Here is a 16,598-nt window from a genome sequence, read left to right on the forward strand (position 1 = left end):
TCGCGCAACCGGGTGACGGAAACGACGCGCTCGCCCTCGGCGGTCTTGAACAGGATGACGCCCTGGGTCGAGCGTCCGGCGATGCGGATGTCGCCGACCGGAATGCGGATCAGCTGCCCGCCGTCGCTGACCATCATGATCTGGTCCGCGTCCCTGACCGGGAACGAGGCCACCACCGAACCGTTGCGGGCGGAAACGTCGATGTTGGCGATGCCCTGGCCGCCGCGGTTGGCGAGCCGGTATTCGTAGGCCGAGGAGCGCTTGCCGTAGCCGTTCTCGGTGACCGAGAGAATGAACTCCTCGGCCGCCGCCAGGGCGGCGGCGCGGGATTCGTCGAGGGTGATGGCCGCGGCCGCGCCCTCGCCGGCCTCGCCGCCCTCCTCCTCGCCCGCCGCGCGGCGGCGCTGGGAGGCGAGCCGCAGATAGGCGTCGCGCTCCTCGGTGTTGAACTCGACGTGGCGCAGCATGGACATGGAAATGACGTAGTCGTCGTCGGCGAGCTTGATGCCGCGCACGCCGGTCGAGGTGCGTCCGGCGAACACGCGAATGTCGCCGACCGAAAAGCGGATGCACTTGCCGGCGCGGGTGCATAGGAAAACGTCCTCGTTCTCGGTGCAGGTGCGCACGCGCACCAGCGCATCCCCCGGCGCCAGCTTCATGGCGATCTTGCCGTTGGCGCGCACGTCGACGAAATCCGAGAGCCGGTTGCGGCGCACGTCGCCCGAACGGGTCGCGAACATGACGAACAGGTCGTTCCAGGTCGCCTCGTCCTCGGGCAGCGGCATGACCGTGGTGATGGTTTCGCCTTCCTTCAGCGGCAGCAGGTTGACCAGCGCCTTGCCGCGCGAGGTCGGCGTGCCGATCGGCAGCTTGAACACCTTGAGCTTGTAGGCGAGGCCGGTCGAGGAAAAGAACAGCATCGGCGTGTGGGTGTTGGCGACGAACACCTGGCTGACGAAATCCTCTTCCTTGGTCGCCATGCCGGTGCGGCCCTTGCCGCCGCGCCGTTGCGCGCGGTAGGTGGAGAGCGGCACCCGCTTGATGTAGCCGGTGTTGGTGACGGTGACGACCATGTCCTCGCGCTGGATCAGGTCCTCTTCCGCGCCGTCCGCCTCGCCTTCCTCGAAGGCGGTGCGGCGGGGCGTGGCGAACTTTTCCTTCATCGTCGCCAGCTCCTGGCGGAGCAGCTTGTAGAGTTCGGCGCGCGAGGCGAGGATGGCGAGATAGCGCTCGATCTCGCGCCCCAATTCCTTGAGGTCGGCGCCGATCTTGTCGCGCTCGAGCCCGGTCAGGCGATGCAGGCGCAGTTCCAGGATCGCCTTGGCCTGGGCCTCCGACAGGCGATACTTGCCGTTTTCGACCTTGTGGCCGGGCTCGTCGAGAAGCGCGATCATCGCCGCGACCTCGGTCGCGGGCCAGGCCTTGGCCATCAGCTTTTCCCTGGCGACCTGCGGATCCTTGGCGGCGCGGATGAGGGCGATCACCTCGTCGATGTTGGCGACCGCGACCGCGAGGCCGGCCAACACGTGCGCCTTCTCGCGCGCCTTGCCCAGTTCGAACACCGTGCGCCGGCGCACCACTTCCTCGCGGAAGGCGATGAAGGCTTCCAGGATCTCCTTCAGGTTCATCAGGCGCGGCTGGCCGCCGTCGAGCGCCAGCATGTTGATGCCGAAGCTCGATTCGAGCGGGGTGTAGCGGTAGAGCTGGTTGAGCACCACTTTGGGTTCGGCGTCGCGCTTCAGTTCGACCACCACCCGCACGCCGTCGCGATCCGATTCGTCGCGCAGGTCGGCGATGCCCTCGATGCGCTTGTCGCGCACGGCCTCGGCCATGATCTCGATCATGCGCGCCTTGTTCACCTGATAGGGCACCTCGTGGACGATGATCGCGGTGCGGTCCTTGCGGATTTCCTCGATGGTCGTCTTGCCGCGCATGACGATGCCGCCGCGCCCGGTGCGGTAGGCGTCGAGAATGCCGCCCTTGCCCAGGATAAGCCCGCCGGTCGGGAAGTCCGGTCCCGGCACGTGCTCGCGGATCAGGTCTTCGATCGTGATGTCGGGGGTGTCGATGCAGGCGCAGCAGGCGTCGATGATCTCGCCCAGGTTATGGGGCGGGATGTTGGTCGCCATGCCGACGGCGATGCCGCCGGCGCCGTTGACCAGCAGGTTGGGGAACCCGGCGGGCAGCACCACCGGTTCCTTGGACGATTCGTCGTAGTTGGGCTGGAAGTCGACCGTGTCGCGCTCGATGTCGTCCAAGAGCGCGTGCGCGGCGAGCGCGAGCCGGGCCTCGGTGTAGCGCATGGCCGCCGCGCCGTCGCCGTCCATCGAGCCGAAGTTGCCCTGGCCGTCGATCAGCGGCAGGCGCATGGCGAAATCCTGGGCCATGCGCACCATGGCGTCGTAGATGGCGGCGTCGCCGTGCGGGTGGTATTTGCCCATCACGTCGCCGACGATGCGCGCCGACTTGCGGTACGGCTTGCCGTGGTCGTAGCCGCTTTCCTGCATCGAGAAGAGGATGCGCCGGTGGACCGGCTTCAGCCCGTCGCGCACGTCGGGCAGCGCGCGCGAGACGATCACGCTCATGGCGTAATCGAGGTAGGAGCGGCGCATCTCCTCTTCGATCGCGATGGGGGTGATTCCCTGACCCGGAACCGGGGCCTCGGGCAGGGTGGGATCGGGCGGCAGGTTCAAGCGGAAAGACCTTTGGATTCAGTCACTTATGGCATGCCGGACGGGATCCGTCCGACGCCCAAAACGGGCGCAAAAATCTAGCACGACGGCAGGGTCGGCAACAGCCCGGATCGGCCCTCCGAAGCGACCCGGAACGCGTTGGATTCAGGCGGTTTTTTGCGCCAACCGATGTCTGTGGATAAGAAGCGCGGTGGTGGCCGTGAAAACCGCCAGAATCGGCATCAGCACGAACAGGTTGACGATCATCCAGCCCTGGGCGTGCTGCAACGCGCCCGAGGTCAGGCTCGCCAGCGCCACCGCCCCGAACACCATGAAGTCGTTGAGCGCCTGGACCCGCGCGCGTTCCTCGGGCCGGTGGCATTCGGTCAACAGCGCGGTCCCGCCCACGAACATCAGGTTCCAGCCCATGCCGATCAGCAGGAGGCCGAGCCAGTAATGCAGCAGCGTATGATCGACGAGATTGACGGTGATGGAAGCGATCATCAGCAGCGTGCCCGCCAGGATCACGCGCGGCGAGCCGTAACGGCGGATCAGGTGGCCGGTGAAGAAGCTCGGCCCGTACATGCCGACCACGTGCCATTGGATGACCAAGGCGGTGTCGGCGAAATCGAAATGATCCGCGTGCATGGCGAGCGGCGTCGCGGTCATGAGGAGGTTCATGGAGGCGTAGCCGAGCATGGCCGCGAGCGCGGCGACGACGAACACCGGATTGCGGACGATGGCCGGCAGCGGCCGGCCGGCGGAGAGCGCCGTGGTCGGCAGCGGAATCCGCACCAGGCGCAACAGGACGATGTTGACGACGAACATGCCGGCGAGCGCGGCGTAGCTGCCCGCGAACGGCGCCGCCGGAATCGATTCGCGGAACAGCTTGGCGACCTCGGGCCCGATGAACGCCGCGACCAGGCCGCCCGCCATGACGTAGGAGATCGCCTTGGGCCGGAAGTCGTCGTCGGCGAGATCGGCGGCGGCGAAGCGGAAGTATTGCCAGAAGGCGTTGTGGACGCCGAGAGTGGCGCTGCCGATCGCGAACAGGACGAAATTGCCGCTGTAGACGGCATAGGCGGCGAGGCCGGCGCCGAGGATGCCGATCGTCTGGCCGACCGTGAACCCCGCCCGGCGGCCGATCCGTCCCATCAACAGCGAGGCGGGCACGGTCGAAACCATGGTCGCCAGGAACTGCATGCCGTAGGGCACCGTCGCCAGCGCCTTGTTCTCGGCGAGCGCGTGCCCGGCCAGCGCCGAGACCACCACCACCAGCACCGCGCCGCCCTGCGACAGCGCCTGGCAGACCGAGAGCACGTAGGCGTTGACGCGCGCCTGACGGCGAACGTCGGGGATGCCCGCGAGAGACGTGGGCGCGGCGGACATGAATGCGCTCAGAACGGTATTTCGTCGTCGAGATCGCCGCGTCCGCCCTTCTTGGATCCCCGGCCCCCGCTTTCGCCCCGACCTTCGGATGACGGCTCGGCCGGCGACGGCTCGTCATTGAACGATCCGCCCCCGCCGCCCTTGGAGTCGAGCAACGTGAGTTCGCCGCGGAAACGGTCGACGACCACCTCGGTCGTGTATTTTTCCTGGCCTTCCTTGTCGGTCCACTTGCGGGTTTGCAGCGCGCCTTCGAGATAGACCTTGGAGCCCTTTTTCAAATACTTCTCGGCCACTTCGCCGAGCCGCTCGTTGAAGATCACCACCCGGTGCCACTCGGTCTTTTCCTTGCGCTCGCCGGTCTGCTTGTCCTTCCAGGACTCGGACGTGGCGACCGACATGTTGACGATCTTGGCGCCGGCTTGCGAATAGCGCACCTCGGGGTCGCGCCCCAGATTGCCGACCAGAATGACCTTGTTGACCGAACCCGCCATGGAACTGTTCCTTCCTTGAAAAATCGGGGCGACTTTACCCTTCCCGCCCCGAGACCGCCACTTAGGAATCGCCGCGCTCCGCCGCACTTTTCCACAGAACCATACCCCTCTCCCGCACGCGGGAGAGGGAGTAAAAAGGCCGCCCCGGCAAAGCGGAGCGCAAACAGCTTTGACGCAACCCCTCCAAGCCTCTATCTCTGCAAGGTTCCGGACCGGTCCACATTCCGGCGGAACCGCCCCCATGGACAAGATCGTCGTTCGCGGCGCGCGCGAACACAACCTCAAGAACATCGACGTCGAGATCCCGCGCGGGAGCTTGACCGTCATCACCGGATTGTCCGGCTCGGGCAAGTCCTCGCTCGCCTTCGACACCATCTACGCCGAGGGCCAGCGCCGCTACGTCGAATCGCTTTCGGCCTACGCCCGCCAGTTCCTGGAGCTGATGCAGAAGCCGGACATGGATTCGATCGACGGCCTCTCGCCCGCCATCTCGATCGAGCAGAAAACCACCTCGCGCAACCCGCGCTCGACCGTCGGCACGGTGACCGAAATCTACGACTACATGCGCCTCTTGTTCGCGCGCGTCGGCGTGCCGCATTCGCCCGCGACCGGATTGCCGATCGAAAGCCAGACCGTGAGCCAGATGGTCGACAAGGTGCTGGCGATGAAGGACGGCACCAAGCTCTACCTGCTCGCGCCGATGGTGCGCGGGCGCAAGGGCGAATACCGGAAGGAACTGCAGGAACTGGCCAAGCGCGGCTTCCAGCGCGTCAAGATCGACGGAAAATTGTACGAGATCGACGAGGCGCCGCAGCTCGACAAGAAGCGCAAGCACGACATCGAGGTGGTGGTCGACCGGATCGTGGTGCGCGAGGGCCTCGCCGCCCGCCTCGCCGATTCGATCGAAACCGCGCTCAAGCTCGCCGACGGCATCGCCATCGCCGAGGACGCGGATTCGGGCGCGCGCACGATATTCTCGGCCAAGTTCGCCTGCCCGGTTTCCGGCTTCACCATCCCGGAGATCGAGCCGCGCCTTTTTTCCTTCAACAATCCGTTCGGCGCGTGCCCGGCGTGCGACGGGCTCGGCACCGAGATGTTTTTCGACCCCGAGCTGGTGGTGCCCGACGACTCGCTGGCGCTGGCCGAGGACGCGATCGCGCCGTGGGCGGGTTCGTCCTCGCGCTACTACGAGCAGACGCTGGAAGCTCTTTCCCGGCACTACAAGTTCGGCCTCGACGTGCCGTTCCGCAAGCTGCCCGAGGCCGTGCGCCGCGCCGTCCTGTTCGGCTCGGGCGAGACGCCGGTCACCATGCGCTACCACGACGGCACCAAGGCCTACGAGATCACCAAGCCGTTCGAGGGCGTGATCCCGAACATGGAGCGGCGCTGGCGCGAAACCGATTCCAACTGGGTGCGCGACGACTTGTCGCGCTTCCAGACCGTCTCCGTGTGCGAGACCTGCAAGGGCGCGCGCCTCAAGCCCGAGGCGCTGGCGGTCAAGATCGCGGGGCTCGACATTTCCGAGGTCGCGAACTTCTCGATCCTCGCCGCGCGCGACTGGTTCGGCGCGCTGGAGGGCAAGCTCACGCCGCAGCGGCGCGAGATCGCCAAGCGCATCCTGCGCGAGATCAGCGAACGGCTCGGCTTCCTGGTCGACGTCGGGCTCGAATACCTGACGCTGGGGCGCGCGTCCGGCACCCTCTCCGGCGGCGAAAGCCAGCGCATCCGGCTCGCCTCCCAGATCGGCTCCGGGCTGACCGGCGTGCTTTATGTGCTGGACGAGCCCTCGATCGGGCTTCATCCCCGCGACAACGCCCGCCTGCTCGCGACCCTCAAGCGGCTCCGCGACCTCGGCAACACGGTGATCGTGGTCGAGCACGACGAGGACGCCATCCGCGCCGCCGATCACGTCATCGACATGGGCCCCGGCGCGGGCGTGCACGGCGGGCGCATCGTCGCCGCCGGAACGCCGGACGCGATCACCCGCAACCCGGACAGCCTCACCGGCCAATACCTCAACCGCGCGCGCCAGGTGCCGCTGCCGCTGGTCAGGCGCACGCCGCATCCGGGCCGGATGCTGAAAGTGATCGGCGCGCGCGCCAACAACCTGGCGGGCATCGAGGCGCCGTTTCCGCTCGGCCTGTTCACCTGCGTGACCGGCGTTTCCGGCGGCGGCAAATCGACGTTGGTGATCGAGACCCTCTATCACGCGCTCGCGCGGAAGCTGATGGGGGCCCGCGTCCACCCCGGCGCCCACGACCGGATCGAGGGCGTCGAGCTGATCGACAAGGTGGTCGACATCGACCAGTCGCCGATCGGGCGCACGCCGCGCTCCAATCCCGCCACCTACACCGGCGCGTTCACGCCGATCCGCGACTGGTTCACGGAACTGCCCGAGGCGCGCGCGCGCGGCTATGCCGCCGGGCGGTTTTCGTTCAACGTCAAGGGCGGGCGCTGCGAAGCCTGCCAGGGCGACGGGGTGATCAAGATCGAAATGCACTTCCTGCCCGACGTTTATGTCCAATGCGACACCTGCAAGGGCAAGCGCTACAACCGGGAAACGCTCGACATCCGTTTCCGCGACAAGTCGATCGCCGACGTGCTCGACATGACCGTCGACGAGGCCGCCGAGTTCTTCAAGGCGGTGCCCGCGGTGCGCGACAAGCTGGTCACCCTGCAACGGGTCGGCCTCGGCTACATCCACCTCGGCCAGCAGGCGACGACCCTTTCCGGCGGCGAGGCGCAGCGGGTCAAGCTGGCCAAGGAATTGGCGCGGCGCGCCACCGGGCGCACCGTCTACATCCTCGACGAGCCGACCACGGGCCTCCACTTCGAGGACGTGCGGAAGCTCCTGGAGGTGCTGCACGCCCTGGTCGAGACCGGCAATACGGTGATCGTGATCGAGCACAACCTGGAAGTCATCAAGACCGCCGACTGGATCGTCGACCTCGGCCCCGAGGGCGGCGCGGGCGGCGGGCGCGTGGTCGCCGCCGGCACGCCCGAGGACGTGGCCGAAATCAAGGCGAGCTACACCGGGCGCTATCTCGCGCCGCTCCTGAAGCGCGGCAGGGAAAAGAAACGGGCGTAGGGCACCGCCGGCATCGCTTCCGCGCCGGAGCAACGGCGGGATTGCGTAGGGATTGCGCCAAGGTTGCGCGGGGTAAATCGGCCTTAAGTCCTTGATATCCCGAAAAACCACCTGATTCCTGTGGGCGTTTGTAGGCATTTTCCGCCTTTCCCAAGCTTTCCGGCCTTCTTCTGTATTGTCATATATTCCTATATAATCCTATTTGTCAAGAATAATAATCTATCAAGGATAAATGTCTTGACATAATGTTCGATTTATGTTCTTATGCGAGTCGACGAACGCCCTTACCATGACCATCGCCGACCGAGGAAGGTCTGCGCGCGAATGATGCGTACGACGATTCGCCCGCGCGATTAGACGGAATCGTCACCCCCGCAAAAGCGGGGGTCCAGGATTTTGAAAAGGCTGGATTCCCGCTGGCGCGGGAATGACGGAATGAAGACGTCCAACCGGGCGATGCCTTAGCGCAGCGCGGCGTTGATCTTGTCGAGCATCGCCGCGCCCGGGCAGAGGTCGGCGTCGCCGAGCGCGTTGAGCGGGGTTTCGACGGTGTCGAGGTGGGCGTGGAGGTCGCTGGCGTCGGGCGCGAGGTAGAGAAGCCCGGTCACCACCTCGCCCTTTTCCGCCGCGTGGGTGATGTGGGCCATGGCGCTGGTCTTGTCGGTCGCGTCGTAGTGCGCGTCGAGCTTGCGCAAGCGCAGCACCGAGCCGTCGAACTGCGGCACTTCGATCGTCGCGCCTTCGGCGTAGTCGACGGCGATCGGCTCGCGCGCCGGCCAGACGTCGAGCCGGTTGACCGCGTCGTTGTGCTGGCGCACGTAGTCGTAGCTCTTGGTCGAGCCGGGATGGTTGTTGAAGGCGACGCACGGGCTGACGACGTCGATGAACGCGGCGCCGGGGTGCGCGATCGCGGCCTTGATCAGCGGCACCAGCTGCGCCTTGTCGCCGGAAAAGCCGCGCGCGACGAAGGTGGCGCCCATCAGGAGCGCGAGCGAGACCGTATCGACCGCCGCGTCGGTGTTGGTCAGCCCGCGCCGCGAGCGCGAGCCGGAGTCGGCGGTGGCCGAGAACTGGCCCTTGGTCAGGCCGTAGACGCCGTTGTTTTCCAGGATATAGGCCATGTTGACGCGGCGGCGCATGACGTGGGCGAACTGGCCGAGGCCGATCGAGGCCGAATCGCCGTCGCCGGAAACGCCGAGGTAGATCAGGCCGCGGTTGGCGAGGTTGGCGCCGGTCAGCACCGAGGGCATGCGGCCGTGCACCGAATTGAAGCCGTGCGAATTGCCGAGGAAGTAGTCCGGGGTCTTCGAGCTGCAACCGATGCCGGACAGCTTGGCGACCCGGTGCGGCTCGATGTCCAGCTCCCAGAACGCCTGGATCAGCGCCGCCGAGATCGAATCGTGGCCGCAGCCGGCGCACAGCGTCGAGACCTTGCCCTCGTAATCGCGGCGGGTGAAGCCGATCTTGTTCGCCTGCAGGGCGGGATGGTGCAGCTTCGGTTTGCCGATGGAGGTCATGACGGCGAATCCTCAGGCGACTTCGTGCGCCGGGGCCGGGGCGGGGCGCTGGAAGCGCCGGGCAATGCGCGCAATTTCGCCGGTGATGAAGCGCGCGGTGATCGGCGTGCCGTCGTAGTGCAGCACCGAAATCAGGTTCTCGGCGCCGATGCCGGCTTCGTTGACCAGCAGGGTCTTGAGCTGCGCGTCGCGGTTCTGCTCGATCACGAACACCTTGGGGTGGGCCTTGACGAATTCGGCGACTTCGTCCGGGAACGGGAAGCCGCGCACCCGGAGCGCGTTGACGTGGACGCCCTGCCCGGCGAGCGCGTCGAGCGATTCGTGCATCGCCGGCGCGGTCGAGCCGAAATAAATCGCGCCGAAGCGCGCCGGTTTCTTCGCCGGCGTCAGCACCGGTTTCGGCACCAGCGTCTTCGCCGTCGCGAATTTCCGGAGCAGCCGCTCCATGTTGTAGACGTAATCGGGTCCGGCCTCGGAATAGCGGGCGTAGGCGTCGCGCGAGGTGCCGCGCGTGAAATAGGCGCCGCGGTCCGGATGCGTGCCGGGCAGCGTGCGGTAGGGAATGCCGTCGCCGTCGACGTCGAGGTAGCGGCCGAAATCCTTGCCCGAATCGAGGTCGGCGCGGCTCATCACCTTGCCCCGGTCGTAGCGGCGGGAATCGTCCCAGGCGAGCGGCTCGCACAGGTGCCGGTTCATGCCGATGTCGAGGTCGGTCATCAGGAAGACCGGCGTTTGCAGGCGGTCGGCGAGGTCGAGCGCGAGGGCGGCGAATTCGAAGCATTCGCGCGGGCCGTCGGGGAACAGGAGCACGTGCTTGGTGTCGCCGTGCGAGGCGTAGGCGCAGGCGAGCAGGTCGGATTGCTGCGTGCGCGTCGGCATGCCGGTCGAGGGGCCGCCGCGCTGCACGTCGATGATGGTCACCGGAATCTCGGCGAAATAGGCGAGCCCGATGAATTCGGTCATCAGCGAGACGCCGGGACCGGACGTGGCGGTGAAGGCGCGCGCGCCGTTCCAGCCCGCGCCGACGACGATGCCGATCGAGGCCAGCTCGTCCTCGGCCTGGATGATCGCGAACTTGTTCTTGCCGGTCGCCTTGTCGACGCGCAGCCGCGCGCAGTAGTGCATGAACGCCTCGGCCAGCGACGAGGACGGCGTGATCGGATACCAGGCGCACACGGTCGCGCCGCCGTAGACGCAGCCGAGCGCGGCGGCGGCGTTGCCCTCGATGAAGATGCGCTCGCCGACGTTGTCGGCGCGGCGCGCCTTCAGCCCGATCGCGCCCGCGAGATGCCGGGCGGCGTAATCGAACCCGAGCCGGAGCGCGGCCAGGTTGGACTCCGTCAGCTTGTCCTTTTCCTTGTAGCGCTCGCGGATCATGTCGGCGAGCACCTCGAGCTCGAGGTCGAGCAGCGAGGCGAGCGCGCCGACGTAGATCAGGTTCTTGACCAGCTGGCGCACGTGCCCGTCGGCGAAATGGGCGTTGGCCAGCTCGGTGATCGGCACGCCGACCGGGTGGATGTCGGCGCGGAACTTGGACGGCGGCAGCGGCTTGCTGCTGTCGTAAAGCAGGTAGCCGCCGGGCTCCAGCTCCTTGACGTCCCGGTCCCAGGTCTGCGGGTTCATCGCCACCATCAGATCGACGCCGCCGCGGCGCGCGAGCCAGCCCTGTTCGCTCACCCGCACCTCGTACCAGGTCGGCAGCCCCTGGATGTTGGAGGGAAAGATGTTGCGCGGCGAAACCGGCACGCCCATGCGCAGGAACGCCTTGGCGAACAGCTCGTTGGCCGAGGCCGAGCCCGAGCCGTTGACGTTGGCGAACTTGACGACGAAATCGTTGATCGCGGCGAGGCGCTTCATGCCGCCTTCCCCCGCTGGGCCGGGCGGCAGGCCGGGCCGGCGTGGCCGGGATCGAGCAGGAATTTCTGCATGTCCCAGGCCCCGGTCGGGCAGCGCTCGGCGCACAGGCCGCAATGCAGGCACAGGTCCTCGTCCTTGACCATGACGCGCCCGGTTTTCAAGCCGGAGCCGATATAAAGCGCCTGGGCGAGATTCGCGGCCGGCGCCTTGAGCCGGGCGCGCACGTCGGCCTCGTCGCCGTCCTGGGTGAAGGTGATGCAGTCCATCGGGCAGATATCGACGCAGGCGTCGCACTCGATGCACAGCTTGGCCGCGAACACCGTCTGCACGTCGCAGTTGAGGCAGCGCTGCGCCTCCTTCCACGCGGTCGCCGCCGCGAAGCCCAGTTCGACCTCGGCCCGGACGTTCCTGAGCGATTCCTTGATGTCGCGCCACGGCACCTTGTGGCGCGCGTCGGCGACCACGTCGTTGTCGTAGCTCCACTCGTTGAGGCCCATTTTCTGCGACATCAGATTGACGGCCGGCGGCGGACGGTCGCGGACGTCCTCGCCGTTCAAGAACTTGTCGATCGAGATGGCGGCGTCGTGGCCGTGCGCCACCGCCCAGATGATGTTCTTCGGCCCGAACGCGGCGTCGCCGCCGAAAAAGACGTGCGGCAGCGTCGATTGCATGGTCGCCTTGTCCACCACCGGCATGCCGGAACGGTCGAAGGCGACGCCGCAATCGCGCTCGATCCAGGGAAAGGCGTTTTCCTGGCCGACGGCGATCAGCACGTCGTCGCATGCGAAATGCTCGTCCGCCTCGCCGGTCGGCACCAGGCGGCGGCGGCGCTCGGCGTCGTATTCGGCCCGGACCTTGGTGAAGGTCATGCCGGTGAGCCGGCCGTCCTGGTGGGTGAATTCCTTCGGCACCCGGTAGTTGAGGATCGGGATGCCCTCGTGCGTCGCGTCCTCCTTCTCCCACGGGCTCGCCTTCATCTCCTCGAAGCCGGAACGGACGATCACCTTGACGTCCTCGCCGCCGAGCCGGCGCGAGGTGCGGCAGCAGTCCATCGCCGTGTTGCCGCCGCCGAGCACGATCACGCGCCGGCCGATCGCCGTCGTGTGGCCGAACGAGACCGAAGACAGCCAGTCGATGCCGATGCGGATGTGGGCCGCGGCCTCCCGGCGCCCCGGGATGTCGAGGTCGCGCCCGCGCGGCGCGCCGGTGCCGACGAAGATCGCGTCCCAGTCCTCGGCGAGCAGCCGCTTCAGGCTGTCGATCCGTGTTCCGCCCCGGAACTCGACGCCGAGATCGAGAACGTAGCCGACCTCCTCGTCGATGACTTCGAGCGGCAGGCGGAAGCGCGGGATTTGCGACCAGATCATGCCGCCCGCGCGCGGATCCTGGTCGAACACCGTCACCGCGTAGCCGAGCGGCGCCAAATCGCGCGCCACCGTGAGCGAGGCGGGTCCCGCGCCGACGCAGGCGACGCGCTTGCCGTTGCGCCGAACCGCCGGCTCGGGCATGCGCGCGCGGATGTTCGCGCCCTTGAAGTCGGCGGCGACCCGCTTCAGGCGGCAGATGGCGACCGGCTCGGGCTGCGCCTGCTGCGCCCGCTCGACGCGGCCGCGTCGGCACGCCGGTTCGCACGGACGGTCGCAGGTGCGGCCGAGAATGCCGGGAAAGACGTTCGAGCGCCAATTGACCATGTAGGCGTCGGCGTAACGCCCGGCCGCGATCAGCCGGATGTATTCGGGAACAGGCGTGTGCGCCGGGCACGCCCACTGGCAGTCGACGACCTTGTGGAAATAGTCCGGGTCTTGGATGTCGGTGGGCTGCAACGCACCGGCTCCTCGGCGCCGCCGCGCCCGGATCCGTCACCCGAACGATGGCGTTTCCGCCGCGCGAAGAAAATTTACTCCACCCGCGCCCGGGGGGAAAGGAAATCCGGCGTCGGCGCCCGGCCGCCGCCCGGGAAATTGCCCCAGCGAAATGAAAGGATTTGCGCCCCGCCCGCGCCGATTCTCAGAACGCCACGGTCGCCTTGGCGCGGTTGACCTTGTCCGCGCCCCAGGCGCTGGGCGCGGTCGGCGCGGTATCGGCGCTCTTGATCAGCGTGCCGTCGCCGACCCGGCTGAGTTCCGTCCGCCCGGCGCGGTTTTCGACCACGATCCGGCCCGCCGACAGGAGCGCGATCTGGAAATCGCCGTCGAGCATGCCGCCCCAGAACGCGGTGCCGCGAATGCCGATGGTGGCGGTGTCGGTGTCGATGCGCATCGCGCCGCCCGGCGCCTTGGCGATTTGGCCGGAGGCGGCGGCGAACGCGCCCTCGATCAGGCGCATGGCGACGTTGGGCTTGGCCCCGCCCGCGACGTAGTCGAGGACCACGAACACGGTCTTTTCGCCGAGCGTCACCACCGCGTCGTCGAGCATCTTCATTTCGAGCCGGGCGTCGCGGCCGGTGGAAAGCACGTCGCCGCGAAAGACCGGATCATCCACCTTCAAGCCGCGCGGCATCGCGTCCTGCATGGCCGACGCCGCGCCCTTGAGCTTTACGATCTTGCCGGCGATGTCGGCGGCGCCCTGTTGCGCCCGCGCGCCGCGCGCGAACAGGGACGCGCCGAGCGGCATTACGGACGTCGCCAGCGCGAGTTTCAGGAATTCCGAGCGAGTCATGGCTGATCCTTGTGGTGGTGGTAACGCGGCGACATAATCGCCCGGCACGAAACGCCGGCTCAACTCACGACGGCGTGTGAATATTTTTACTTCCGCAAGTAGTTGCGTTCAACCATGAACACGTTTTCGCCCCCTCTCCCCGTGCATGTGATCGGCGGCGGCCTCGCCGGCAGCGAGGCCGCCTGGCAGATCGCGGAAGCCGGCGTGCCGGTCATCCTGCACGAAATGCGCCCGGTCCGCGCGACGCCCGCGCACGCGACCGGGAAGCTCGCCGAACTGGTCTGCTCCAATTCCTTCCGCTCCGACGACGCCGAAACCAACGCCGTCGGCCTGCTGCACGCGGAGATGCGGGCGCTGGGCTCGCTCGTGCTCCGCGCCGCCGATGCCCACCGCGTGCCGGCGGGCTCGGCGCTCGCGGTCGACCGCCACGGATTCAGCGCCGCGGTCGAGGCGGCCCTCGCCGCTCACCCGCTGGTCAAAATACGCCGCGAGGAAATCGCCGGGCTGCCGCCCGAGGAATGGGATTCGGTCATCGTCGCCACCGGCCCCCTCACCTCGCCCGCGCTGGCGGAGGCGGTGCGCGCGTTGACCGGCGAGGAGGCGCTCGCCTTCTTCGACGCCATCGCCCCCATCGTCCACAAGGACAGCATCGACTTCGGCGTCGCCTGGATGCAGTCGCGCTGGGGGAGAGGCGGTGAGGATTACGTCAACTGCCCGCTGACGCGCGCGCAATACGACGCCTTCGTCGATGCGCTGCTCGCCGCCGAAAAAGTGCCGTTCCGCGAATGGGAAAAGGACACGCCCTATTTCGAAGGCTGCCTGCCGATCGAGGTGATGGCCGAGCGCGGACGGGAAACGCTCGCCTTCGGGCCGATGAAGCCGGTCGGCCTGGTCAACCCGCACCCGGGCGCCGCCCGCCACCACGCGGTGGTGCAGCTCCGCCAGGACAACGCCCTCGGCACCCTCTACAACATGGTCGGCTTCCAGACCAAGATGACCTACGGCGAACAGGTGCGCATCTTCCGCACCATCCCCGGGCTCGAACGCGCCGAATTCGCGCGGCTCGGCGGCGTGCACCGCAACACCTTCCTCAACAGCCCGCGCCTGCTCGACGCCGCCTTGCGTCTCAAGGCGAGGCCCGCTTTGCGCTTCGCCGGCCAGATCACCGGCTGCGAGGGCTACGTCGAAAGCGCCGCCATCGGCCTGATCGCCGGACGCTTCGCCGCCGCCGAGCGGATGGGGCGCGCGGCCCCGCCGCCGCCCGCGACCACGGCGCTGGGCGCGCTGCTCGCCCATGTCACCGGCGGCGGCCACGCCGACACCTTCCAGCCGATGAACGTCAATTTCGGATTGTTCCCTCCGCTGGAGGCCGCCGACGCGCGCGGACGTCCTTTGCGCGGCGAGGCGCGCAAGCGCGCGCTCACCGCCCGCGCGCTGAAGGATCTGGAATCCTGGCGCGCCGATCCCGCCCGCGCGCCCCGATAGGGACGAGTCTTAATGATGCGCGCGGGGATTCGCCCGCGCGGCCTAATACCAACCCGCGCAATCGTCGACTCACCCCCACCCCGACCCTCCCCCGTCGAGGGGGAGGGAGTAAGAGGTTGATGGGCGACCCTCTTTCCCCCCCCCGTTGTGGGGGAGGGTTCGGGTGGGGGTATAAGGTCGTTCTCAAGGCGGTTTGACATAAGTACCGCTCACTTTTCCACGACGAACGCGCGCGCGATCCGCTTGCGCCCGTAATCGAGACCCCAGATCAGGAACGGTCCCAGCCACGCCAGCGCGTAGACCGCGGGATCGACCGGCCCGGTGCCGAGCACGTCGGCGACCGGCGGGAAATACAGGATCGCCCACGAGAACGCGATTTCGAGGACGATGCCGGCCACGATCAGCGGGTTGGCGAACAACGCCCGGTCGACGCCGGAGCCGAAGCGCGAGCGGCGCCCGACCAGGTTGCCGATCTGCATCAGGATGATGGAGGCGAGCGCGATGCCGGTCGCCGAACGGTAGAGCGGATCGTCCGCCGCCAGGTCGGCGCCGTAGCTCCAGCCGCCCTGGAGCAACACCCAAAAGAACAGGAACAGCGAAAACGCCGCCTGGATCAGGCCGAGAAACAGATAGCTGTGCAGCACCAGCGGCCAGTTGAGCAGGGGTTGGCGGCGGTCGCGCGGCGGGACCTCCATCGTCTCGCGGTCCGGCTTTTCCTGGCCGAGGGCGATCGAGGGCACGATGTCGGTGCCGAGATCGATCGAGAGGATCTGGATGATGGTCAGCGCCAGCGGCACCGGCAGCACCATGTAGAGCAGGTAGGGAATGATCTCCGGCCCGTTGCTGACCAGGACGTAGTTGGTGAACTTGCGCATGTTGGCGAAGATGGCGCGGCCTTCCTCGATCCCCCGCACGATCGAGGCGAAGTTGTCGTCGAGCAGGATCACCTGCGCCGCCTCGCGCGCGACGTCGGTGCCGGTCTTGCCCATGGCGATGCCGACGTCGGCCGCGCGCAGCGCGGGCGCGTCGTTGACGCCGTCGCCGGTCATCGCCACCACCCGGTCGAGTTCGTGGAGCGCCGCGACGATCTTCCATTTCTGTTCCGGCGTGGTGCGGGCGAAAACGTGGACGCCGCGATCGAGATGCCGCGCCAGTTCGGTCTTGCGCAGGCGCTCCAGGTCGTCGCCGGTCAGCACGACGGCGTTCTCGCCTTCGGCCACGATCCCCGCCTGGCGCGCGATCGCCCGGGCGGTGTCGGGATGGTCGCCGGTCACCATCACCACCCGGATGCCGGCGCGGCGGCAGCGCGCGACCGCCGCCGGCACCTCGGGCCGGAGCGGATCGCCCGCGCCGAGAAAGCCCTTGAGGACCAGGCCGCGCTCGAACGCTTCGCGCGGCGCCGACGGATCGGGCGGGCCGTCGAGCGCGACCTCGGCCAGCG

At 67.7% G+C, this 16,598-nt stretch carries 10 protein-coding genes; 2 read left to right on the forward strand and 8 right to left on the reverse strand.

Annotation, left to right across the window (positions count from 1 at the left end):
- The 3 genes from gyrA to ssb form a co-directional block, all read right to left on the reverse strand.
- Positions 1–2,612 (reverse strand): DNA gyrase subunit A (gene gyrA, locus FJ311_12805; GenBank protein MBM3952317.1); only part of this gene is annotated, 2,612 nt, incomplete at its 3' end.
- 225 nt (positions 2,613–2,837) lie between these two features.
- Positions 2,838–4,061, reverse strand: a complete 1,224-nt coding sequence (locus FJ311_12810; protein MBM3952318.1) for an MFS transporter — start codon at positions 4,059–4,061, stop codon at positions 2,838–2,840.
- Between the two features lie 8 nt (positions 4,062–4,069).
- A complete protein-coding gene (ssb, locus tag FJ311_12815; protein MBM3952319.1) occupies positions 4,070–4,552 on the reverse strand; it encodes a single-stranded DNA-binding protein in 483 nt (160 codons plus the stop codon).
- Between the two features lie 241 nt (positions 4,553–4,793).
- On the opposite strand from ssb, the gene uvrA reads away from it, so the two are divergent.
- Entirely contained in the window at positions 4,794–7,640 is a 2,847-nt protein-coding gene (gene uvrA / locus FJ311_12820) for an excinuclease ABC subunit UvrA (protein ID MBM3952320.1), read from the forward strand.
- A 461-nt stretch (positions 7,641–8,101) separates the two neighbouring features.
- Here uvrA and FJ311_12825 read toward each other — a convergent pair whose 3' ends face one another.
- The 4 genes from FJ311_12825 to FJ311_12840 all read right to left on the reverse strand — a co-directional run bounded on the left by FJ311_12825 (position 8,102) and on the right by FJ311_12840 (position 13,672).
- Complete coding sequence (locus FJ311_12825) at positions 8,102–9,157, reverse strand: 2-oxoacid:ferredoxin oxidoreductase subunit beta (GenBank protein ID MBM3952321.1); 1,056 nt, start codon at positions 9,155–9,157, stop codon at positions 8,102–8,104.
- A 12-nt stretch (positions 9,158–9,169) separates the two neighbouring features.
- The gene (locus tag FJ311_12830) at positions 9,170–11,014 is read right to left on the reverse strand and encodes a 2-oxoacid:acceptor oxidoreductase subunit alpha (protein ID MBM3952322.1); all 1,845 of its coding nucleotides are present in this window, start codon (positions 11,012–11,014) and stop codon (positions 9,170–9,172) included.
- Positions 11,011–12,837, reverse strand: a complete 1,827-nt coding sequence (locus tag FJ311_12835; GenBank protein MBM3952323.1) for a 4Fe-4S dicluster domain-containing protein — start codon at positions 12,835–12,837, stop codon at positions 11,011–11,013. The genes FJ311_12830 and FJ311_12835 overlap by 4 nt, the downstream gene beginning before the upstream one ends.
- Before the next feature lie 184 nt (positions 12,838–13,021).
- Positions 13,022–13,672 (reverse strand): FecR domain-containing protein, encoded by a 651-nt coding sequence (locus FJ311_12840; protein MBM3952324.1) that lies wholly within the window; start codon positions 13,670–13,672, stop codon positions 13,022–13,024.
- 114 nt (positions 13,673–13,786) lie between these two features.
- Between FJ311_12840 and FJ311_12845 the strand changes: the two genes are divergently transcribed.
- A complete protein-coding gene (locus FJ311_12845) occupies positions 13,787–15,157 on the forward strand; it encodes a methylenetetrahydrofolate--tRNA-(uracil(54)-C(5))-methyltransferase (FADH(2)-oxidizing) TrmFO (GenBank protein MBM3952325.1) in 1,371 nt (456 codons plus the stop codon).
- A gap of 209 nt (positions 15,158–15,366) precedes the next feature.
- Here FJ311_12845 and FJ311_12850 read toward each other — a convergent pair.
- On the reverse strand, positions 15,367–16,598 hold a 1,232-nt coding region (locus FJ311_12850), incomplete at its 5' end, for a cation-transporting P-type ATPase (protein MBM3952326.1).

Source organism: Rhodospirillales bacterium (genome assembly GCA_016872535.1).
Lineage (GTDB): Bacteria > Pseudomonadota > Alphaproteobacteria > Rhodospirillales > 2-12-FULL-67-15 > 2-12-FULL-67-15.